Here is a 22,344-nt window from a genome sequence, read left to right as displayed (position 1 = left end):
ACACTTAAAATGAGGATACCGTCATTAATATTCGTTAGCGGACTGCCGTTGATATTAATCCATTGACCGGGGGCAAGGTTATAGCGATTACTCTTACCTTTAATGATAATTTGCTGACTAATCGCCTGTTCATGGCGAATACGGGCATACCACTGACCACTTTCAATCTGATTATCGTTTTGATTATCGTTATACTGGTTATTACCATTAGGATTACCATGGTTACCAACGCCATTGTTATTTTTGTTACTCGTTTGCGAGTTATCTTGTCCGTTGCTATTTAAGCCTTTATAGTGCTCGGCATAACGGTAGTCCTTGCCATCGGTGGTGAGGACTTTGGGTTGGGTGTTGATATCGGTGAGTAAATCGGCTTTGGCATCACGGTAGTTATAGTCTTGAACGGTCACTGAGGCGGTTACCACTTCGCTATGTAAGGTGACATCCCAAACACTTTCCACACCCGTATCGGCCATACCACTCGGTGGTTTATAGTCGATATTAGCCACCTGTACATAGCCTTGTTCATAATCACTTAACACCATCACATCACAATCATGCTCGGCATGGGTTTCAAAACGAAACCAGATACCGACATCGGCCAATAAGCGTTGAATAAATTCCAGGTCGCTTTCTTGCCACTGGGCGATAAACTCCCGTTCAGGGTAGCTGTCTTTGAGCGCTAACCGGTAATCAATGCCGGTAAAACCGTGACTGCGTAGTACTTCTTCAACCACACTGACCACGCTTTGATTTTGAAATATAGCACTATTTTTCCCCACGGCCAGCCGTGCTAAGCACGAAGATAACACGACTTGGTAATGAGCTTCATCTTTATTGACTGATAGCTGGCTAAATTCGGTGATCACCCCATACAAGGTACGTTTATTCGTGACGGCGGGCAAGTCACTTAACGAACGAATAGCGGAAGTTAATGGCTTGTTAATAACAGGATTAAAGGAGAAAGTCGATTTTTGATTAAGGAACGCATCGGGTGATAAGGTTTTGTCAGGGCTGGTAAAGGTAACCACATAACGCCAAGGTTGATTTAACTGCTCATCACCGTCAACATGCAAAACTGAAATCGGTGCGGTCAGCCCATCAACGGTTAAGGTATAGCGGTTGTGACTAACGCCCCCTAAACCGGCCATTAAATGGCTAAACTCGCCACCAAGTTGCCCCAAAAGGCGATTAAGTTCATTCGACATGTTTTGCTCTCCTATTATTCCTCATAATTTATTCCGTTTATTTTTATTTTAGTTATTATTTAATTTTACTGAGCGCAAAAAACAGACGGTTTAGCTAAAAAGTATACACCGCTTTAGTGTAAAATTTAATCTTTTTTTTTAAATTGTTAAATAAATGGTGTTTAATATTAATTGTTTATATTAGTTAAATCAGTCAGTGATAACCGTTTAATGCTTTGGCTGAATAAGGGATTTAAGCCATTTGATGCTTTATGAATAATGATTTATTAATCCCTTAAATTTAAAATGATTTTATACTGAAACGGTATAGATTCCTGAATATTTTTTACAAAAATCACTCTAATTTTGCGCCAATAAAATAGGAGGGAGTGATAATCATTATATAAATGAAAAATTTCCTCATTTGCCAATCCAGAAACGAAAGGAAAAGCAAAAAACGTGGTTTATCGTTGGATTTGTTCATTTTGAGGAAGAAAACCAATCATTTATAAATAATTAACCAACGGCCTATTATTTTGTGAGAATTTGTGGTAAAAAGTGGGGGTTAGTGGTAAAAATAGATTATTTAATTAACTTGATGATTTATATTAAATAAAAATTAACAAGAAATTTATAAATAATGGTGCCTTTATGTTTAGTGGTGCAATTTCAATCAATTTGGATAATAAAGGGCGGTTAGCTATTCCTACTCGCTACCGTGAATCTTTATCTAAAAGCATGGTTTGCACCATTGGCTTATACCACCCTTGTTTGACGCTTTATTCAATGTCTGAATGGCAAACGATCGAACAGCAACTTGCTACATTATCAACAATAGTTGAAGCTGAACGTAGAATTAAACGATTGTTATTGGGTTATGCAACTGAATGCATGATGGATAATTCGGGGCGAATTTTATTGCCATCTACACTACGGGCTTATGCAAAATTGGAAAGAAATACAATGCTTGTTGGTCAATCGAATAAATTCGAGATCTGGGATGAGACAATTTGGTATCAACAAATTCGTGATGATATTACTGCATTATCAACAGATATTGAAAACTTGTCAGATAATTTGAAAATTTTAACTATTTAATAAGAGCAAAAGATTGATGGATTATCAACATACAACGGTTTTATTAAACGAAGCTGTACAAGCATTAAATATAAAAAAAGATGGCATTTATGTTGATGGTACATTTGGGCGAGGTGGGCACTCTCGCTTAATACTTGAACAACTTGGTGCACAAGGACGATTGATTGCTATCGATCGTGATGAACGTGCTGAAGAAACTGCTTTAGAAATAATTGATCCTAGATTTACTTTTATTCGTGGTGAATTTTCAAATATATATGAGTATATTAATCAGTTAGCATTATTAGGTAAAATTGACGGTATTTTGTTAGACCTTGGTGTTTCATCACCACAACTTGATGATCCTGAAAGAGGATTCTCTTTTATGCGTGATGGACCTTTAGATATGCGAATGAATAACCAAAAAGGTTTAACTGCAAGTGAATGGTTACTAAACAGTGATGAAAACGATATTGCATGGGTGTTAAAAACATTTGGTGAAGAAAAATTTGCCAAACGTATTGCACATGCGATCGTCGAGCAAAATAAGATTTCACCCATTACTCGTACTCTGGAATTGGCTAAGTTAATTGAAAAAGCGACACCCAAAAAAGATAAAAATAAGCATCCTGCTACACGCAGTTTTCAAGCTATACGTATTTATATTAATAGTGAGCTAGAAGAAGTTGAGCAAGCATTAAATAGCAGTTTGTCGGTTCTTGCCAATCACGGCAGGCTTGCGGTTATTAGCTTTCATTCTTTAGAAGATAGAATTGTAAAGCAATTTATTAGCAAACAGAGTAAAGGCCCAGATTTACCCGCTCGGTTACCATTAACAGAACAACAAATTAAACAATATGGCGGTGCTAGATTAAAATCACTCGGTAAAATTAAACCGAATACAATTGAAATTAATAATAACCCGCGCTCTCGAAGCGCAATATTAAGGGTAGCAGAAAGGAAACATGAATAGCCACCAACTCAATGATGCTTTTCGAGATAACATCTATATTGATAAAGATATTCAAAAAAAGCCAAATAAAAGCTTATTTGGCTTAATTATTGGCGATTTGTTTGGCCATCAAAAAATTTCATTATTATTACTTGTAATGATTATTATCTCTGCTGGTGCTGTATTAATAACAACGCAACAGGTTCGTAAACAGCTATTTGAGCGTGAGCAACTTTTATTAGAACAAGATGTATTAGAAAGTGAATGGCGGAACCTAATTATTGAAGAAAATGTACTTGCAGAGCCCAAGCGTATTGAAGAGAAAGCTAAGATTCAATTAGGTATGTCTTATGTAACACCACAAAATGAAACAGTTATTGTGATAAAGAGTAAATAATGAAGCCTGTTACTAAACATAAAAAAGATAAAACTAAAAAGGCAACAAAAACAAATAAGTTGAATAGTAAAAAGCAATTTTTTACTCCAAGCCGTTTTTATATTGTATATACTCTTATTATTTTTGCGATTATTAGTCTTATTGTTCGAATGGCATTATTACAAATTATTGAGCCAGACAAACTCATTGCTGAAGGTAATAAACGCTCGATACGTCATCAAGAAATGGATGCGCCAAGAGCAATGATAACTGACCGTCATGGCCGAGCATTAGCTGTAAGTGTGCCAATGTTTGATGTATGGGCAGATCCTAAAATCGTTGTACAAAAAGGCGGAGTTAAAGCAGATGATATCAGGTGGCAAGGTTTAGCTAAAACGTTGAATATTCCAATGTCGACACTAGAGCAAAAACTAGGTAATGCATCAATGCGATTTGTTTATTTATCTAGACAAGTAACACCAACTATATCTGATTATTTAAAAAAGCTAAAATTACCAGGGATATCATTTGCCAAAACATCCAAACGTTATTATCCTGCGGCAGAAAATATAGCTCAACTAATTGGTTTAACAGACATTGATGAAAATGGCGCTGAAAAGGGTTCTGAAGGCATTGAAAAAAGCTTTAATAAGTGGTTAATTGGTGAATCAGGGCAAAGAATTGTAAGGCGAGATCGAGTCGGTCGTGTTATTGAAGAATTAGAACGAACAGAAAGTGAAACAGCTGCAGACTTAACACTCAGCATAGACGAGCGTTTACAATCGTTGGTATATACCGAGCTTAGCCAAGCTGTTGAATTTAACAAAGCAGACAGTGGAACAGCAGTATTAGTTGATGTGCACACTGGCGAGATTTTAGCAATGGCAACCAGCCCATCTTATAACCCGAATAATCGTTCATCGCTTGATTATAATTTATTGAGAAATAGAGCTGTTACAGATGCGTTTGAACCAGGCTCGACTGTTAAACCTTTAGTAGTAATGGCTGCTTTAGAAAAGAAAATTGCCAATTTAAATACGATTATTGACACAAGACCATTTTATGTCAATCGCTATGAAATTAAAGATGTGTCATATCAAAAATCACTAAATTTGGCTGGTATATTAGAAAAATCCAGTAATGTTGGCGTAAGTAAACTTGCCTTACAAATGCAGCAAGGTGATCTTGTAGAATTCTATAGTCGTTTTGGGTTAGGCCAGCCAACAGAATTAGGTTTAGGTGGCGAAGTCAGTGGTTCAATTGCAGCGGATAGAACAAGAAAATGGGCTGATATTGAACGAGCTACATTTGCGTTTGGGTATGGGCTAAGAGTTACACCATTACAGTTAGCTAGGGCTTATGCGACTATCGGTAGTTATGGTATTTATCGACCAGTAACAATTTTAAAGGCCACCGAACCTGTTAAAGGCAAACGTGTTGTTTCTGAAAAAGATGCAAAAACAGTTGTTCAATTAATGGAAGCTGTAGCGGTTACTGGTGGCGGTACGAAGGCATCCGTCCCTGGTTACAGTGTTGCGGTTAAAACAGGAACTGCAAAAAAATTATCTGGTGGCCGGTATGTTAATCAATATCTGGCTTATACAGCAGGTATTGCCCCAGCAACAGGGCCAAAATATTCTCTTGTGGTTGTTATTGATAATCCTAAAGCTGGTCAGTATTATGGTGGCTCAGTCTCTGCCCCTGTTTTTAGTCGCATTATGGGAGGTGTTCTTAGAACAATGAATGTAAAACCAGATCGCCAAATTGATGGCCAAATGATTATTTATTAATAGGTGGAAAATAATGACTACAAGTTCTTTTTATACATTATTTGAGCTATTAGGTGGAGGTGAAAGTCGAAATCTAAAATTAGACAATTTTTCACTTAATCATTTGTGTATTGATAGCCGTAAAGTGAAAAAAAATGATGTATTTGTTGCTATCAAAGGGCATGCCGTTGACGGTCGAACATTTATTCCACAAGCTATTGCTGTTGGTGCTGCTGTTGTATTGATCGAAACAAAAAGAAAATCAAATGACTTAAAAATTGATTATCTTAAGCAAAACAATAAATCTGTCATTCCACAAATAAGTGTTTTTCAACTTTCACAACGTTTATCATTAATTGCTAATGATTTTTATCATACCCCTTCAAAAAAATTATCCGTTATTGGTGTGACAGGAACGAATGGAAAAACAACCGTTAGCCAGCTTATTGCTCAATGTACAACATTATTGAATGAGAAAACAGCAATAATGGGGACTATTGGTAATGGCATTTATAATCAACTTGAACCATCTATCAATACGACGGCATCTGCAATAGATATACAAACATTATTAGCTAATTTTGTAAAAAAACAGGTGAAAATTGTAGCCATGGAGATTTCTTCTCATGGGCTTGCAATGGATCGTGTTAAAGGGCTAAATTGTGCTGCCACCGTATTTACCAACCTAAGTCGCGATCATCTCGATTACCATAAAACCATGGGGAAGTACGCCAAAGCAAAATGGTCGCTATTTAGTCCTGATGAAAAAGAAAAACAAGTTTTAACCGCTGGCAAATCAATTATTAATTATGATGATAAATATGGAAAAAGATGGATTGAAAAGCTCACGCAAGTGACGGCTGTCTCATGCCAACCTAAATCATTACGACAATTAAAGGCCTTAAATATACCTTATGTTGGTGTTTCTATGATTGATTATCACGACAAAGGCGCCAAAATTTATATGGAGTCAAGTTGGGGAAACGCCATTATTAATAGTCGGCTACTAGGTGAGTTTAACGTTTCTAATTTGTTATTAGCGATAGCTACACTTTTAACATTGAATTTTCCATTTTTTGCTGTAGTTAATATGGCTGCTTTTTTGAACCCCATTTGTGGGCGAATGGAGGTGTTACACGTAAAAAATAGTCCAACGGTTATTGTTGACTATGCGCATACTCCAGACGCATTACAAAAAGCCTTACAAGCAAGCCGAATACATTGTAAAGGTTCTTTATGGGTGATTTTTGGCTGTGGTGGAGATAGGGATACGGGTAAAAGGCCTTTAATGGCTAAAATAGCAGAACAATTTGCCGATAAGATTGTTCTGACAAATGACAATCCACGAACAGAAAACGAGATGAAAATTATTCATGACATTGAGCAAGGCTTAGTAAGTAAAAAAAATGTACAAGTTGTTACTGACAGAGTACAAGCGATAACCCAAACGCTTGCTCAAGCAAATATTAATGATGTGATATTGATTGCTGGAAAAGGGCATGAAGATTATCAAATTGTGGATAAAACTAAATATCATTACTCAGATCAAGAAACAGTCAAAAGACTTTTAGGAGTTGAAAGTCAATCATGATCCCATTAAAAATCGAACAATTAAAAAAAATTGTGGATGGTAAATTTTATCATATCCAAAACGAAAGTATTATGATTGATACTATTTGCACTGATTCACGAAAACTAACTGAAAAATCATTGTTTATCGCCTTAGTAGGTGATAGTTTTGATGGGCATGAATTTGCCCAACAAGCCATTCAAAATGGTGCTATTGCTGTGGTTGTCAATCGTAAACTCGATTGTCTAATACCGCAAATTGTCGTTGATGATACACGCCATGCATTAGGTAAAATTGCTTCATTTATTCGCCAGCAAAGTCAAGCAAAAATTGTCGCATTAACAGGCTCTTCTGGCAAAACTTCTGTTAAAGAGATGACAGCTGCAATTTTAGGCTTTTGTGGCCAAACACTTTATACTCAAGGGAATTTTAATAATGATATTGGTGTTCCACTTACCTTATTTCGTTTAACTCCCCAAGACAATTTTGCTGTAATAGAATTAGGTGCTAACCATATTGGCGAAATTGCTTATACTACAAATATTGTTAAGCCACAAAGCGCTTTAATTAATAATATTGCCGAAGCTCATATTGAGGGATTTGGCTCGCTTGAAGGTGTAGCAAAAGCTAAGGGTGAAATATTTCAAGGTTTGCCCAAAGATGGCATCGCTATTATTAATTTAGATAGTTGTTCAGATAAATGGTTTACTCAACTGATAAATAAAACAATTTGGACTTTCTCATTAGCTAATCCATCAGCTGATTTTTATGCCAGCAATATTACATATGCTCAAAACACTACTTTTATGTTACATACTCCTAAAGGCGAATGTGAAATTAAGTTACCACTAATTGGGCAACATAATATTTCAAATGCGATTGCAGCCTCCGCTTTGGCGATCTCTGTTGGTGCAACGTTCAACCAGATTCAGCAAGGTTTAGCCACTTTAAAACCAGTAAAAGGTCGGTTATTTCCAATCAAGCTAAATCAAACCCAATTAATTTGGGATGATACTTATAATGCCAATGTTGGTTCAATGTCTGCGGCAGTTAAAGTTTTGGCAAAGCAGCCTGGGTATCGAATTTTAGTGGTTGGTGATATGGGGGAATTAGGATGCGAAGCAGAAAAATATCATCGACAAATAGGTGAACTTGCTCATGATGAAAAACTAGATTGTGTCGTAAGTGTTGGCAAATTAAGTCAATTTATTAGCCAATATAGCGGGGTAGGTCACCATTTTAATAATAAACAAGATGCAGTAAATTATCTATTAATGTTATTACGTCAATATCCAACTTTAACTATGCTGGTTAAGGGGTCGCGTAGTGCCAAAATGGAAGAACTTATTGAAAAAATTCAAATTGAACAGCTGAAAATGAATCAGGATTAAAATTATGTTTGTGTGGATATCAGAATATTTAGTTAAACATTTTACCTTTTTTAATGTTATCTCTTATTTAACAGTAAGAGCCATTTTAGGTCTATTAACCTCGTTAGTTATTTCATTATTTATGGGACAAAAAGTTATTGATTGGTTACAAAAACTACAGATAGGACAGGTAATTCGTAATGATGGACCTGAATCCCATTTAAGTAAAAAAGGAACGCCAACTATGGGGGGGACGCTTATTTTAGCATCCATTTTATTATCGGTGTTATTATGGGCAGATCTTCGTAATCCTTATATATGGATTACCTTATTTGTGTTAATGGGTTATGGCATTATTGGTTTTACTGATGATTATTTAAAAGTCATTCGTAAAAATAGTGCTGGTCTTATTGCCAGATGGAAATACTTTTGGCAATCAGTCATTGCGTTAATTGTCGCTTTTGGTCTTTATGTTTATGGAAAAGATAGCGCAGCAACAGTACTTGTTGTGCCATTTTTTAAAGATGTGATGCCTCAATTGGGTTTATGGTTTATCTTGTTAACTTATGTTGTTATTGTCGGTGCAGGTAATGCCGTTAATTTAACGGATGGACTTGATGGACTCGCCATTATGCCAACTGTTTTTGTTGCAGCTGGTTTTACTCTTGTCGCTTGGGCTACTGGCAATGTCAATTTTGCCGCCTATTTAAATATCCCTTATATTAAATTTAGTGGTGAATTGATGATTGTCTGCATGGCAATTATTGGCGCGGGACTTGGTTTTTTATGGTTTAACACATATCCTGCAATGGTTTTTATGGGCGACGTTGGCTCGTTAGCTTTAGGCGGGGTGTTTGGTATTATTGCTGTGTTATTACGACAAGAATTTTTATTACTCATTATGGGCGGGATCTTTGTTATCGAAACGCTCTCCGTTATTTTGCAAGTTGGATCGTTTAAATTACGTGGTAAAAGAGTTTTCCGTATGGCACCCATTCATCATCACTATGAATTAAAAGGTTGGCCAGAACCGCGTGTTATTGTGCGTTTTTGGATAATTTCATTAATGTTAGTTGTAATAGGTTTATTAACATTGAAGTTACGTTAATAAACAATACTAGGATTGAATTATGGTTAGCTATCAAGGCAAAAAAGTCGTTATTGTTGGTTTAGGTATCACAGGTCTTTCATGTGTTAACTATTTTCTTGCTCAAAATGTTATACCTAAAGTTATCGATACTCGTTTATCCCCATCAGGCTTAGAGCAATTAGACAAACGCGTTGTTTATCATTTAGGTGAATTAAATATTGATTGGTTGCTAGATGCTGATTTAATCATTGCAAGCCCAGGCATTGCTTTAGCTACACCTGAACTACAATTAGCAGCTAAACAAGGGATTGAAATTATTGGGGATATAGAGCTATTTTGTCGCGAAATAAATCAACAAAATAATAAGCAGATCGTGGCAATCACTGGTGCAAATGGTAAAACGACTGTAACAACATTAGTTGGTGAAATCATTGCATCAACAGGCACTAAAGTTGCTGTTGGGGGAAATATTGGACAACCAGCATTATCGTTATTGAACCAAGATTACGATGTATATGTTCTTGAACTATCAAGTTTTCAGCTAGAAACAACTTATAGTTTACAAGCTACCGTTGCAACAATTTTAAATATTTCACAAGACCATATGGATCGCTATCCTTTTGGTCTAATGCAATATGTCGAGGCGAAGCAACGTATTTACCATAACGCTAAATATTGTGTGATTAATTATGATGATGAGCTAACTACTCCAACAAATAAACAAAGTAATTGTGTTTCATTTGGTGTGACTAAAGGCGATTATCATTTAGATCAACACTGTGAGCATCTTATAGCACAAGAGCAGGACGTATTAGCAACAAAAACCATGAAATTAACTGGGTGCCATAATTATCTTAATGCGCTTGCAGCTTTAGCAATAGCCGATAAATTAAAGATTCCACGAAAATCAAGCATAGCAACAATCGCATCATTCCATGGATTGCCTCACCGTTTTGAGTTAGTGTTGGAAAAAAATGGAGTGAAATGGATTAATGACTCTAAAGCAACTAATGTAGGTAGCACTGCAGCTGCTTTAAACAGTATTGTTTGCAAAGGAAAATTATTTTTATTACTAGGTGGAGATGGAAAATCAGCTGATTTTTCGCCACTTATTCCTTATTTACAAAATAGAAACCTGGAGATTTTCTGCTTTGGGCGAGATCGCTATTTACTAGGTAAACTAGCTGCCAATATAACAACAATCACCGAAACCATGGCGGAATCTGTAAAAATTATTGCTCAAAAAGTGGAGCCCAACGATGTGGTTTTACTTTCCCCTGCTTGTGCAAGTTTAGATCAGTTTAAAAATTATATTGAACGCGGAAAGCGATTTGCACAACTTGCTACACAATATGCTCAAGGAAATGAAAAATGACATTTTTTGGGCTAAAAAAACAAGTGAATCCACATGTCCCATTTGATAATCAATTACTTTGGACTGTGCTTGGTTTAATGATATTTGGTTTGATCATGGTGACATCGTCTTCAATGTCATTTAATGAAAGTAATCCGTTCTTTTATACACAACGAGAGCTTATTCAGTTAGGGTTATCGTTATTTTTAATGTTTATTACATTATATATTCCAATGCAACGTTGGCAACAGTTTGGGTCAATATTACTAATTATTGCTATTATTATGTTGATTGTTGTGCTAGGCATTGGTTCTTCGATTAATGGTGCATCTCGCTGGATACCTTTAGGTGTATTCAATTTTCAACCAGCCGAGCTTTCAAAATTAGCACTATTTTTATTTTTAGCGGGTTATTTATCGCGCAAATCCGACGAGGTACAAAGTGGATTTTGGGGCTTTTTTAAACCTATGGTTGTTATGGCAATACTCTCGGTATTGTTACTTAAACAACCCGATCTAGGCACTGTTATTGTTTTATTTATGGTGACTATTGGTATCTTATTTATTGCTGGAGCCCAATTGTGGCAATTTATTGCGATTTTACTAACGGGTGTTGGTACAGTGATTTGTTTGATTTTATATGAGTCTTACCGTTTAACACGGTTATTAACTTTTCTTGACCCTTGGCAAGATGCAACGGGTTCAGGCTATCAATTAGTTGCTTCATTAATGGCAATAGGTAATGGCGGCATTACTGGGCAAGGTATGGGAAATTCTATCTTAAAATTAGGCTATTTACCTGAATGCCATACTGATTTTATTTTTTCAATTATTTCAGAAGAGTATGGATATATAGGCGTAGTTGCTTTGTTGTCATTGCTTTTCTTTTTGACATTTAAGGCACTTGCAATTGGTTATCGTGCGCTTAATGATGGATCATTATTTTCAGGCTATTTAGCCTGTGAAATAGGTATCTGGTTTGGATTCCAAACATTTGTTAATGTTGGTGTTACATCGGGTATGTTACCAACAAAAGGATTAACATTACCATTTATTAGTTATGGTGGTTCAAGCCTTATTGTGATGAGTATTGCCGTTGCAATATTACTTAGGATAGATTTTGAATTTAGACAACAACAAGCGCAAGCAAGAATAAGGTTAATAAAATAATGAAAAAATTATTAGTTATGGCAGGGGGAACTGGTGGGCATGTTTTTCCCGGTATTGCTGTTGCGCATTATTTAATGAAGCAAGGCTGGCAAGTAAGATGGTTAGGCACCGCCGATAGAATGGAAGCACACCTAGTTCCTGAAAATGGCATCGATATTGATTTTATCGAAATATCAGGGCTACGCGGAAAAGGTATTATCGCATTGTTAAAAGCACCTTATAAAATTTTAAAAGCCGTTTTACAGGCGCGGAAAATTTTAAAAAACTATCGCCCCGATGTAGTCCTTGGAATGGGAGGATATGTGTCTGGCCCTGGAGGGATCGCCGCAAAAACACTTGGTATCCCTATTGTTTTACATGAACAAAATGGTATAGCAGGTTTAACCAACAAGTGGTTAGCTAAAATTGCAACTAAAGTTTTGCAAGCATTCCCAACAGCTTTCCCTAAGGCTGAAGTTGTTGGCAATCCTGTGCGTAGTGAGCTTTTAACTGTTGCAAGACCTGAAGAAAGATTCAAAGATCGCCATGGACCAATTAGAATATTGGTCATGGGGGGAAGTCAAGGCGCAAAAGTTATTAATGATATAGTGCCTCAAGCGATAACAAAATTATCAGATAAATATGTAATATGGCACCAAACTGGTAAAGGAATGTTAAATTCAGTCACTGAATCTTATCAAGATTGTAATATGGAAAATAACAAAGTAACTGAATTTATCTCTGATGTTGCTGAGGCATATAATTGGGCAGATCTTGTAATTTGTCGAAGTGGCGCATTAACCGTTAGTGAAATTGAAACTGTTGGTATCGGTGCTATTTTTGTTCCGTTTATGCATAAAGATCGCCAACAATTTTGGAATGCAAAATCATTAGCAGATATAGGCGCAGCTAACATCATAGAACAACCAGATTTTAGCGTTGAATCCTTATCAAAACTATTACTAAATCTGAATCGCGACAAACTAATTGAAATGGCGATTAAAGCTAAAAGTTTATCTATTGTAAATTCCACTGAAAAAGTGGCGCAAACCCTTAATTCAGTGATAAAATAGTAAACTTATAATATGAATTTATGTAATAATTCTGTTAAAAAAGTTTCAGGTTAGGTGTATGTTTGAGTCAATAAATTGTTTGAACTAAAAATAACAGATATAAAAATGTTCAATGATGATATGACGCTGTGCACTATGCAATGAAAAAATAATTAGGAGTTCAATAGTGAATACAAGGGAATTAGCAGAGTTAAGAGCAATTATTCCTGAAATGAAACGAGTAAAACATATTCACTTTGTGGGTATTGGTGGCGCGGGCATGGGTGGAATTGCCGAAGTTCTAGCTAATGAAGGGTACAACATTAGCGGTTCAGATATTGCTGAAAATGCTGTGACTCAACACCTAGAAATATTAGGAGCAAAGATCGTTATTGGTCATGCCGCTGAAAATGTTATTAACGCCAGTGTTGTCGTTATATCTTCGGCTATTTCGCAAGATAACATTGAAGTGGTTGCTGCCCGTGAGGCTCGTATACCAGTCATTCAACGCGCTGAAATGTTAGCTGAATTGATGCGTTTTCGATACGGCATTGCTATTGCTGGCACGCACGGTAAAACCACGACAACGGCAATGGTTACCACTATTTATGCTGAAGCTAAACTTGATCCAACCTTTGTTAATGGTGGTTTAGTTAAGGCAGCAGGAGTACATGCTAAGCTAGGTAGTAGTCGTTATTTTATTGCAGAAGCAGATGAAAGTGATGCTTCATTTCTTCATTTGCAACCAATGGTATCTATTGTAACTAATATCGAACCTGACCATATGGATACTTACCAAGGCAGTATTGAGAATCTTAAACAAACATTTATTTCGTTTTTACGAAACCTGCCATTTTATGGTTTAGCTATTATGTGTTATGACGATCCGATTAATCGTGAATTATTACCGATTGTAGGACGAAAAGTCATTACTTATGGATTTAGTGAAGAAGCTGATGTTGTTATTAAAGATTATCGCCAAGAAAAAGGCATAAGCTATTATACTGTTTGCCGTCCAGAGCGGCCAAATTTACAAATCGAGTTAAATGCACCAGGTAAACATAATGCCTTAAACTCAGTAGCTGCAATTATTGCTGCCACTGAAGATGGCATTGATGATGAATCGATTATAAATGCATTAGCTAAATTTGCAGGTACCAGTAGGCGTTTTGATTTATTAGGTGTTTTTCCTCATGCCGACGGTGGGGATATTATGATGGTTGATGATTATGGGCATCATCCAAGCGAGGTTAATGCAACAATCCAAGCGGCAAGAAATGGTTGGCCTGAACGACGGCTTGTGTTGTTATTTCAACCACACCGATATACGCGCACTCGCGATTTATTTGATGATTTTGCGCAAGTACTTTCTCAAGTTGATGCTCTTGTGATGTTAGATGTCTATCCTGCTGGAGAGCAACCCATTGCAGGGGCTGATAGTCGTTCTTTATGCCGAACAATTCGTAATCGAGGTAAAGTTGATCCCATTTATATCTCTGATTTAAATTTGTTGCCTGAAATTATGCAAGAAGTATTACAAGGTGGTGATTTATTAATTACACAAGGCGCTGGTAGTGTTGGTCGTATTGCTCGCCAATTAGCTAAAACTCAATTATCTTCAAAAGAGGCTTTATAAAAATGGTTGATAAAGTTGCTGTATTATATGGTGGTACCTCTTCTGAGCGTGAAGTATCGCTTAAGTCAGGTAAAGCTGTATGTGCAGGATTATTGGCAAATGGTGTTGATGCACATCTTATTGATACTAAATATCACCCTATCACTAATTTAAAAGCGGAGGGTTACACAAAGGCTTTTGTTATCCTTCATGGACGTGGTGGTGAAGATGGTATTGCTCAAGCAATTTTGACTTATCAAAATATTCCTTATACGGGCAGTGATGTTTTGTCATCAGCATTAACCATGGATAAGTTAAAAACTAAATTGATCTGGAAATCGCTCAATTTACCTGTTGCTGATTACATCATGGTAGAAAAATCACAATCAATTGATACGGACTCTATTGTTAAACAACTTGGATTACCACTGTTTGTTAAACCAATTCATGAGGGTTCTAGTGTCGGTATGGCTCGTGTTAATGAAGAATCTGAATTAAAATCAGCCATTGATGCCGCTTTTAAATATGATAGTGCGGTAATGGTTGAGTCATTTTTAGCTGGTCCAGAATTTACAGTATCTATTGTAGGTGAAGAGGTTTTACCGTCAATTCACATAAAACCTACTACCAAGTTTTATGATTATGATGCCAAATATTTATCTGACACTACCCAGTATTTTTGTCCAAGCGGTTTACCTAATGACAAAGAGCAAGAAATTCAAAAATTAGCATTAGATGCTTATAAAGCGGTTGGTTGCAGGGGCTGGGGAAGAGTTGATATCATGTTTGATGCTAATCAAAAACCATTCCTACTTGAGGTAAACACTGCGCCAGGAATGACAGATCACAGCTTGGTACCTATGGCGGCAAAACAACATGGTTGGTCATTTAACGAACTTGTAGCCAAAATCTTAAATTTGGCAATTCTCTAATTGGCCTTATTTTATGAAACAAGTTCGGCAAGCAGCGCATAGAAGAGAAGAAAAAAATAAAAGGCGGTTGCTTATCTTTCGTAATACAGAACAATTTTTAGGTTTTTTGTTCTTTATTATGATTATTTTTATTAGCATTTGGGTGATTCAAAGCTTTAAGAATTGGATGGATGATCCCGAGCAAATGGTATTATCACAATTAACGTTAAGTGGGGAACACACCTATACAACTGAGGACGATCTTCGAAATGCGATTTTAGGATTAGGGTTGCCTAATACCTATATAGGACAAGATGTTAATGATATTCAACAAGAAATCATGCGATTTCCATGGGTTAAACAAACCAGTGTGCGAAAACAATGGCCTGATAGGCTAATTATTTATGTAGAAGAATATAAACCTGTACTTTATTGGAATGATCTATTTTTACTTGATAAAAATGGTAATGTATTTAGTGTACCTCTTGACCGTATTGCCGAATTACAATTACCAAGGCTATACGGTCCAGAGGGTAAGGCAAAAGCAGCGTTAGAAATTTATTTGAAATTAGAAGATATTTCTAAAAAATTAGCTAATAATGAGTTAGCATTACATATTAAATTCGCTATAACTGATGAACGCAATGCATGGCAATTGATGATAAAACAATGTATATCTGGTTTTTGCCTTGAAAATCAAGAAATAAAATTATTGTTAGGTAGTGAAAAAATTGAACAGCGATATCAACAATTTATTAAATTATTTCCAGAAATTCAATCAAGAGTGCCTGAAAATGAAAGAATAACGGTAGCTGATTTACGTTACGAAAATGGTATTTCAGTACAAAGAGAAAAAATAATGCTGTAAGGAATAAATTAAGGCTGAAGTATGAAAGCAACAGAAAAAAAATTGGTCGTTGGATTAGAGGTTGGCACATCCAAAGTGCTTGCTCTTGTTGGTGAAGTTCTTCCTGATGGTATTGTCAATATCATTGGCGTGGGGCACTGCCCATCAAAAGGTGTTGATAAAGGTGGTGTAAACGATCTTGAGTCTGTAGTGAAATCAATCCAACGAGCGGTTGATCAAGCTGAACTAATGGCAGATTGCCAAATATCCTCAGTATATTTAAGCCTTTCTGGTAAACATATCCGGTGCCAAAATGAAATAGGAATGGTGCCAATAGCCGACGAAGAAGTCACAGCAGAGGACGTAGATAATGTTGTTCATACAGCAAAATCAGTCAGAATTTTAGATGAACACCGTATTTTACACGTCATTGCACAAGAATATTCTATTGATTTACAAGAAGGTATTAAAAATCCCGTTGGTTTATCTGGAGTAAGGATGAAAGCCAAAGTTCACTTAATTACTTGTCATAATGATATGGCTAGAAATATTGTGAAAGCAGTTGAACGTTGCGGATTAAAAGTAGATCAGCTTATTTTTTCTGGATTAGCTTCCAGCTATGCAGTTTTAACTGATGATGAAAAAGAATTAGGTGTTTGCGTAATAGACATCGGTGGCGGTACAATGGATGTGACAGTCTATACTGATGGTGCATTACGTCATTCTGTTGTAATCCCTTATGCTGGCAATGTTGTTACCAGCGATATTGCATATGCGTTTGGCGCACCACCTATGGATGCAGAAAACATTAAGATTCGTTATGGGTGTGCTGTAGGTTCGTTAGTGGGTAAAGATGAGGTTATTGATGTCCCTAGTGTAGGGGGAAGGCCGTCTCGTTCATTGCAACGACAGACGCTTACCGATGTAATTGAACCACGCTATTCAGAACTTCTTGCGTTGGTACAAAAAGAGTTACTTGTATTACAAGAAGAACTTAAGAAACAAAATATTAAATATCAATTAGCAGCAGGTATTGTTTTAACTGGTGGCGCATCTCAAATAAAAGGAATGGTAGAATGCGCCGAAAAAGTATTTAAAAACCAAGTGCGTATTGGTCAGCCATTAAACATATCAGGATTAACCGATTATGTTCAAAAACCTTATTGTTCAACAACTATAGGGTTATTACATTATGGAAAACAAGATTTATTAAATGATGATGCTAAAGATAGCAATAAATCATCATTAAAAGGGATAGCTAAACGATTGACCGGATGGTTTAAAAAAGAATTTTAGCTAGTATATTTCAAGAACTTCGTGGACATTGTAGATGATTATCTGTACAATGTCCGCAGATCGTAAATTTGGAGATAAGTTATGTTTGAGCCTATGGTTGCAGATGCTGAGCCAGCAGCAGTCATTAAAGTTATTGGTGTCGGTGGTGGCGGTGGTAATGCTGTCGAGCATATGATTGCAGAGCATATTGAAGGTGTTGAGTTTTTTGCGGCGAATACGGATGCGCAAGCATTAAAAAGAATTAAGGTGGGTCAAACTATCCAGATTGGGACTAATGTTACTAAAGGACTTGGTGCTGGCGCTAATCCAGAAGTTGGTAGAAATTCTGCAGAGGAAGATCGCGAGGTCATCCGCAGTGCAATTGAAGGTGCTGACATGGTTTTTATCGCTGCTGGAATGGGCGGGGGCACAGGAACGGGTGCAGCTCCAGTCGTTGCCGAGATAGCAAAAGAATTAGGTATTTTAACGGTTGCTGTTGTTACTAAACCTTTTAGCTTTGAAGGTAAAAAACGTATGGCTTTTGCTGAACAGGGTATTTCTGAATTAGCAAAACATGTCGATTCACTGATCACTATTCCAAATGACAAATTATTAAAAGTATTAGGTCGTGGAGTTAAATTGCTTGATGCTTTTGCGGCAGCTAATGGCGTTTTAAAAGGTGCAGTACAAGGTATTGCTGAACTTATCACTAAACCAGGTCTTATCAATGTTGACTTTGCCGATGTAAGAACAGTGATGTCTGAAATGGGATATGCTATGATGGGCTCTGGTAGAGCTAGTGGCGATAACCGAGCCGAAGAGGCAGCAGAAATGGCAATTTCTAGTCCATTACTTGAAGATATTGATTTATCTGGCGCTCGTGGTGTATTAGTAAATGTAACTGCGGGGTTAGATATTGGTTTAGAAGAGTTTGAAACAGTAGGTAGCACAGTTAAAGCGTTCGCTTCTGACAATGCAACAGTCGTTGTTGGTACAACATTTGATCCAGATATGTCTGATGAGATTCGAGTAACAGTAGTTGCAACGGGTATTGGTATGGATAAACGACCAGAAGCTAAAATAGTTAAACCACCCGTGTCACACAATGATTTGTTTGGCCACAGCAATACATTAGGACAACAAGAAGAGAAATTAGCTAAGGTTGCTAATGAACCAACAGCTTCTCCGCTTGAGGATCATAAAATTTTAGATATTCCTGCTTTCATCCGTAAGCAAGCGAATTAGAATTGAACTTATTTGATTTTTTATTGTCAAAATCGATAGGAACAAACAAAAAAGTAGGTGTAAATTGAAACAAAGAACATTAAAGAAAACCATTCAAGCAACTGGTGTTGGTTTACATACTGGCAAGAAAGTTACTTTGACATTACGCCCTGCGCCAGAAAATACAGGTATTATTTATCGTCGTACTGATTTGAATCCATATGTTGATTTTCCAGTGGATGCAAAATCAGTGCGAGATACCATGCTTTGTACCTGTTTAGTAAACGAAGATAATGTTCGCATTTCAACAGTTGAGCATATCAATGCTGCTTTAGCTGGGCTAGGTATTGATAATCTCATTATTGAAGTTAATGCTCCCGAAATTCCAATTATGGACGGTAGCGCAAGCCCTTTTGTTTATTTATTGCTTGATGCAGGTATTGCTGAACAAAATGCCTTGAAAAAGTTTTTGTGTGTAAAGGAAACTATTCGAGTTGAAAATGGTGATAAATGGGCCGAAATAAGACCTTATAATGGATTTAGATTAGATTTTACCATTGATTTTCATCATCCTGCTATTGATAACAGTTCACAACGTTATCAGTTGGATTTTTCATCTGAGTCTTTTATTCGCCAAATCAGCCGAGCTAGAACTTTTGGGTTTATGCGTGATATTGAAGCATTACAATCTAAAGGTTTATGCTTAGGTGGTAGCTTAGATTGTGCAATTGTGGTAGATGATTATAAAGTACTCAATGACGATGGTTTACGTTTTGATGATGAATTTGTTCGTCACAAAATGCTTGATACTATTGGCGATTTATACATGAGTGGCCATAATATGATTGGTGAAGTAGTTTGTTATAAATCAGGTCATGCATTGAATAATCAATTATTACAAGCATTATTGGCGAAACAAGATGCTTGGGAATATGTAACATTTACAGAAGAGCAAACGGTGCCACTTGTGTTAGGCACTCAACAGCTTGTTTTAGCGTAAAATCATAAATAGTTATGTTTTATAAACGCTCCTATTTTTAATAGGAGCGTTTTTATTTTATATTTAAAGAGATACTAATATGAAAAATAGCCATTTTTTTGCCCATTTATCACGCCTAAAACTAATTAACCGTTGGCCTTTAATGCGTAATGTAAGAACCGAAAATGTATCAGAGCATAGCTTACAAGTTGCTTTTGTTGCACATGCTTTAGCTGTAATTAAAAATAAGAAATTTAATGGCGATGTAAACCCTGAACGCATCGCATTATTAGCAATGTATCATGATGTTTCAGAAGTAATAACTGGCGATTTACCGACGCCCACAAAATATTATAATCCGCAAATTACTGTTGAATATAAAAAAATTGAGAAAATAGCACAACACAAACTTCTTAATATGCTTCCTGAAGAGTTACAAAATGATTTTAAGACATTAATTGATGATGATTTTTATAGCGAAGCAGAAAAAAACATTGTAAAACAAGCTGACGCATTATGTGCTTATCTGAAAACAATTGAGGAATTAAGTGCGGGTAATAATGAATTTAAATTAGCAGAGCAACGTTTAAAAGAGACTTTATCTGAACGTAATAGCCCTGAAATGAAATACTTTTTAGATGTTTTTGTGCCAAGCTTTAGCTTATCATTAGACGAAATAACGATGTAAAATAGCTTATTTATCCGCGTATTTTTATTTCGATCATGCTCTATAATTAAAATGGTTCTTTATATTTAGCATTCCATTTATAGTGGTCAAAAATAGATTCTCACAATAGTTATAAGTTATAATAAACCCACTTGCTATTTGATTGTGATTAAATATTTTGGATGAAGATAACAAATATACACGTTTTTGATATCGACTCAAAGCAACCTGTAGACATCCAAAAGTAAATATTTTTACAGGCGACAGTTACCACAATGATATCTGTTTTTAGATAACTGATACGAATATATTTTAATAACTCTAACCCTGTAAGTTTTAGAATAAAAACATCAAGTAAAATTAAACCCACGCAATTATCATGAGCAATGATACGCTGTAATAGGTTTTCTTAATTAGTTGAATCACACAATTGAATATGCTCATTAAACGCATCAATGTTTGCTAACACTATAAAACCAATCTTACAATTATCTCCTTTCGCTAAATAACTTTTTTGAAATATACGTTGTGAGCTTTCTTCTAAAAGATTATCACCGTTATTAATGATTTCGATTTTATTTGGTGAAGAGATAAATTTAATAGCGCTTTCAACTCGAGAGCGTAAACATTGTAAATATTAACAATACAACGCATATAAATATTTTATCAGCTAGAAATAAAGTGAAAACTAACAAAAGAAGCTAATAAGCTTAAATTTAAGTGTTACTTGATTAAAAGGTATTTCATTAAAATTCAATATCTCTTTCCACCACAATGGTGTGAATTGATATTCATTACAAAATCTGCTAATAACATTAGTTAATTGGCAGATTATTACTAATGCAATTTAACAGACTAAATAATTTGCTTATTTTACTGCGTTATTTATGCTTTCAGTTACTAATTTAGCAATATTTGGCTCAAAAGCATTGAATAATATATATTCTACCGATACTTTATGAACAGTCACAATACTTGCTTATATTTTTAAAGTGATATTTTTAGCTTTTGCATCCAAAGATCCTTTAAAAATTCTGATAAATACTAATAGACTATTCATTTTATTTGGATAATCGCGCATCTAGCACTAATAATATAAGTATACATAGCTTTTTCTGCTTTGGAGTTGTTGAGTAATTAAGTAGGATGAAGATTGAAGTTAATAGTTTTAAACAGTAGAACGCTAAAATAGACTTAAACGCATATTGACCTAAAACTTTTTAAAAATAGCAATTAAAAATAACGTATTATTAGCGCAATAAACATTCTTGAATTTTATCAGCCTCTTTATTAAGTGCATCAATAACCAGATTCGGGTGAGCACTTTCAAGCGTTTTCACATTTTCAAATCCATCATTTACAACTGAACCTGTATATTGGTGAGCTTGTTTAATATTGCTAAATAGATAATGGATGTTATTTTGATGACGAGTTGCCGTTAGGATATAACTGATAAAATATTTAGTATGGTAAAGATAGTCAGTTACAGCATTAGCCACAACATGATTACCTTCAACTAATTTAATTGTGTCACCTCCGCTAACTGTGATTGCTTGCTGGCTCGGCACATTGTAATAAGGCCACCAAAGTGATCCAGAATAGTTTTCACTTGCTAATACCACTGGACCATTATCAAGTTCTTGCGCAATACATAAAGATAAAGAGGAGTGGAGGGCGGTAATTGGTCGTGATGTATTGTACTTATTTAATATATCAGCGCCTGACGAATTTTGAGCAATTTCAACACCGCTAGTCTGATAAATTGACAACATTTTTTGCGATGTGCAACTTGTTAGAATAGTTAAAATAGCCAAATAACCAATTAACTTTTTCATATCCCATCCTTTTTTGAATAAGCTCATCAATTCTAGCTTTTTACATCCT

The 22,344-nt window shown here is 35.7% G+C and carries 19 protein-coding genes; 17 read left to right on the top strand and 2 right to left on the bottom strand.

Features of this window, described 5'->3' with window-relative positions; genetic code table 11:
• On the bottom strand, positions 1–1,205 hold a 1,205-nt coding region (locus tag A9G45_RS05445), incomplete at its 3' end, for a type VI secretion system Vgr family protein (RefSeq protein WP_141673620.1).
• Positions 1,206–1,835: 630 nt separating this feature from the next.
• Here A9G45_RS05445 and mraZ point away from each other — a divergent pair.
• The 17 genes from mraZ (at position 1,836) to yfbR (ending at position 20,481) form a co-directional block, all read left to right on the top strand.
• Positions 1,836–2,282, top strand: a complete 447-nt coding sequence (mraZ, locus tag A9G45_RS05440; RefSeq protein ID WP_065566559.1) for a division/cell wall cluster transcriptional repressor MraZ — start codon at positions 1,836–1,838, stop codon at positions 2,280–2,282.
• A gap of 16 nt (positions 2,283–2,298) precedes the next feature.
• Positions 2,299–3,234: a 16S rRNA (cytosine(1402)-N(4))-methyltransferase RsmH gene (rsmH, locus tag A9G45_RS05435; protein WP_065566558.1), complete on the top strand. Its 936-nt coding sequence runs from the start codon at positions 2,299–2,301 to the stop codon at positions 3,232–3,234.
• Entirely contained in the window at positions 3,227–3,610 is a 384-nt protein-coding gene (gene ftsL, locus A9G45_RS05430) for a cell division protein FtsL (protein ID WP_081297831.1), read from the top strand. The genes rsmH and ftsL overlap by 8 nt, the downstream gene beginning before the upstream one ends.
• Positions 3,610–5,379: a peptidoglycan glycosyltransferase FtsI gene (gene ftsI / locus A9G45_RS05425; protein ID WP_065566557.1), complete on the top strand. Its 1,770-nt coding sequence runs from the start codon at positions 3,610–3,612 to the stop codon at positions 5,377–5,379. The genes ftsL and ftsI overlap by 1 nt, the downstream gene beginning before the upstream one ends.
• A gap of 13 nt (positions 5,380–5,392) precedes the next feature.
• Positions 5,393–6,949, top strand: a complete 1,557-nt coding sequence (murE, locus tag A9G45_RS05420) for a UDP-N-acetylmuramoyl-L-alanyl-D-glutamate--2,6-diaminopimelate ligase (protein WP_065566556.1) — start codon at positions 5,393–5,395, stop codon at positions 6,947–6,949.
• Complete coding sequence (gene murF / locus A9G45_RS05415) at positions 6,946–8,319, top strand: UDP-N-acetylmuramoyl-tripeptide--D-alanyl-D-alanine ligase (RefSeq protein ID WP_065566555.1); 1,374 nt, start codon at positions 6,946–6,948, stop codon at positions 8,317–8,319. Before murE ends, murF begins: the two co-directional genes overlap by 4 nt.
• Positions 8,320–8,323: 4 nt before the next feature.
• Positions 8,324–9,406, top strand: coding sequence for a phospho-N-acetylmuramoyl-pentapeptide-transferase (mraY, locus tag A9G45_RS05410; protein WP_065566554.1), 1,083 nt, complete (start codon positions 8,324–8,326; stop codon positions 9,404–9,406).
• 22 nt (positions 9,407–9,428) lie between these two features.
• Complete coding sequence (gene murD, locus A9G45_RS05405; protein ID WP_065566553.1) at positions 9,429–10,763, top strand: UDP-N-acetylmuramoyl-L-alanine--D-glutamate ligase; 1,335 nt, start codon at positions 9,429–9,431, stop codon at positions 10,761–10,763.
• Positions 10,760–11,911: a cell division protein FtsW gene (gene ftsW / locus A9G45_RS05400; protein WP_065566552.1), complete on the top strand. Its 1,152-nt coding sequence runs from the start codon at positions 10,760–10,762 to the stop codon at positions 11,909–11,911. Before murD ends, ftsW begins: the two co-directional genes overlap by 4 nt.
• Positions 11,911–12,963, top strand: coding sequence for an undecaprenyldiphospho-muramoylpentapeptide beta-N-acetylglucosaminyltransferase (murG, locus tag A9G45_RS05395; RefSeq protein ID WP_065566551.1), 1,053 nt, complete (start codon positions 11,911–11,913; stop codon positions 12,961–12,963). Before ftsW ends, murG begins: the two co-directional genes overlap by 1 nt.
• A gap of 166 nt (positions 12,964–13,129) precedes the next feature.
• On the top strand, positions 13,130–14,578 hold the full coding sequence (gene murC, locus A9G45_RS05390; RefSeq protein WP_065566550.1) for a UDP-N-acetylmuramate--L-alanine ligase: 1,449 nt from the start codon (positions 13,130–13,132) through the stop codon (positions 14,576–14,578).
• 2 nt (positions 14,579–14,580) lie between these two features.
• Positions 14,581–15,489: a D-alanine--D-alanine ligase gene (locus A9G45_RS05385; RefSeq protein ID WP_065566549.1), complete on the top strand. Its 909-nt coding sequence runs from the start codon at positions 14,581–14,583 to the stop codon at positions 15,487–15,489.
• Positions 15,490–15,502: 13 nt separating this feature from the next.
• Positions 15,503–16,336 carry an FtsQ-type POTRA domain-containing protein gene (locus A9G45_RS05380; RefSeq protein WP_065566548.1) on the top strand — a complete coding sequence of 278 codons (834 nt, stop codon included), beginning with the start codon at positions 15,503–15,505 and terminating at the stop codon, positions 16,334–16,336.
• Positions 16,337–16,357: 21 nt separating this feature from the next.
• Positions 16,358–17,611 carry a cell division protein FtsA gene (ftsA, locus tag A9G45_RS05375; protein ID WP_065566547.1) on the top strand — a complete coding sequence of 418 codons (1,254 nt, stop codon included), beginning with the start codon at positions 16,358–16,360 and terminating at the stop codon, positions 17,609–17,611.
• A gap of 81 nt (positions 17,612–17,692) precedes the next feature.
• Positions 17,693–18,835 carry a cell division protein FtsZ gene (gene ftsZ, locus A9G45_RS05370; protein ID WP_065566546.1) on the top strand — a complete coding sequence of 381 codons (1,143 nt, stop codon included), beginning with the start codon at positions 17,693–17,695 and terminating at the stop codon, positions 18,833–18,835.
• A 64-nt stretch (positions 18,836–18,899) separates the two neighbouring features.
• On the top strand, positions 18,900–19,814 hold the full coding sequence (lpxC, locus tag A9G45_RS05365) for a UDP-3-O-acyl-N-acetylglucosamine deacetylase (protein WP_065581892.1): 915 nt from the start codon (positions 18,900–18,902) through the stop codon (positions 19,812–19,814).
• Between the two features lie 79 nt (positions 19,815–19,893).
• A complete protein-coding gene (yfbR, locus tag A9G45_RS05360) occupies positions 19,894–20,481 on the top strand; it encodes a 5'-deoxynucleotidase (protein WP_065566544.1) in 588 nt (195 codons plus the stop codon).
• Positions 20,482–21,710: 1,229 nt separating this feature from the next.
• Here the strand turns inward: yfbR and A9G45_RS05355 are convergent.
• On the bottom strand, positions 21,711–22,295 hold the full coding sequence (locus tag A9G45_RS05355; RefSeq protein WP_065566543.1) for a hypothetical protein: 585 nt from the start codon (positions 22,293–22,295) through the stop codon (positions 21,711–21,713).
• Between the last annotated feature and the right edge of the window lie 49 nt (positions 22,296–22,344).

The sequence above is a fragment of the Gilliamella sp. HK2 genome, assembly GCF_001690265.1.
Taxonomy (GTDB): domain Bacteria; phylum Pseudomonadota; class Gammaproteobacteria; order Enterobacterales; family Orbaceae; genus Gilliamella; species Gilliamella apicola_C.
Note: the sequence above shows the minus strand (reverse complement) of the source record. Positions and strands in the feature narration are given on the sequence as shown.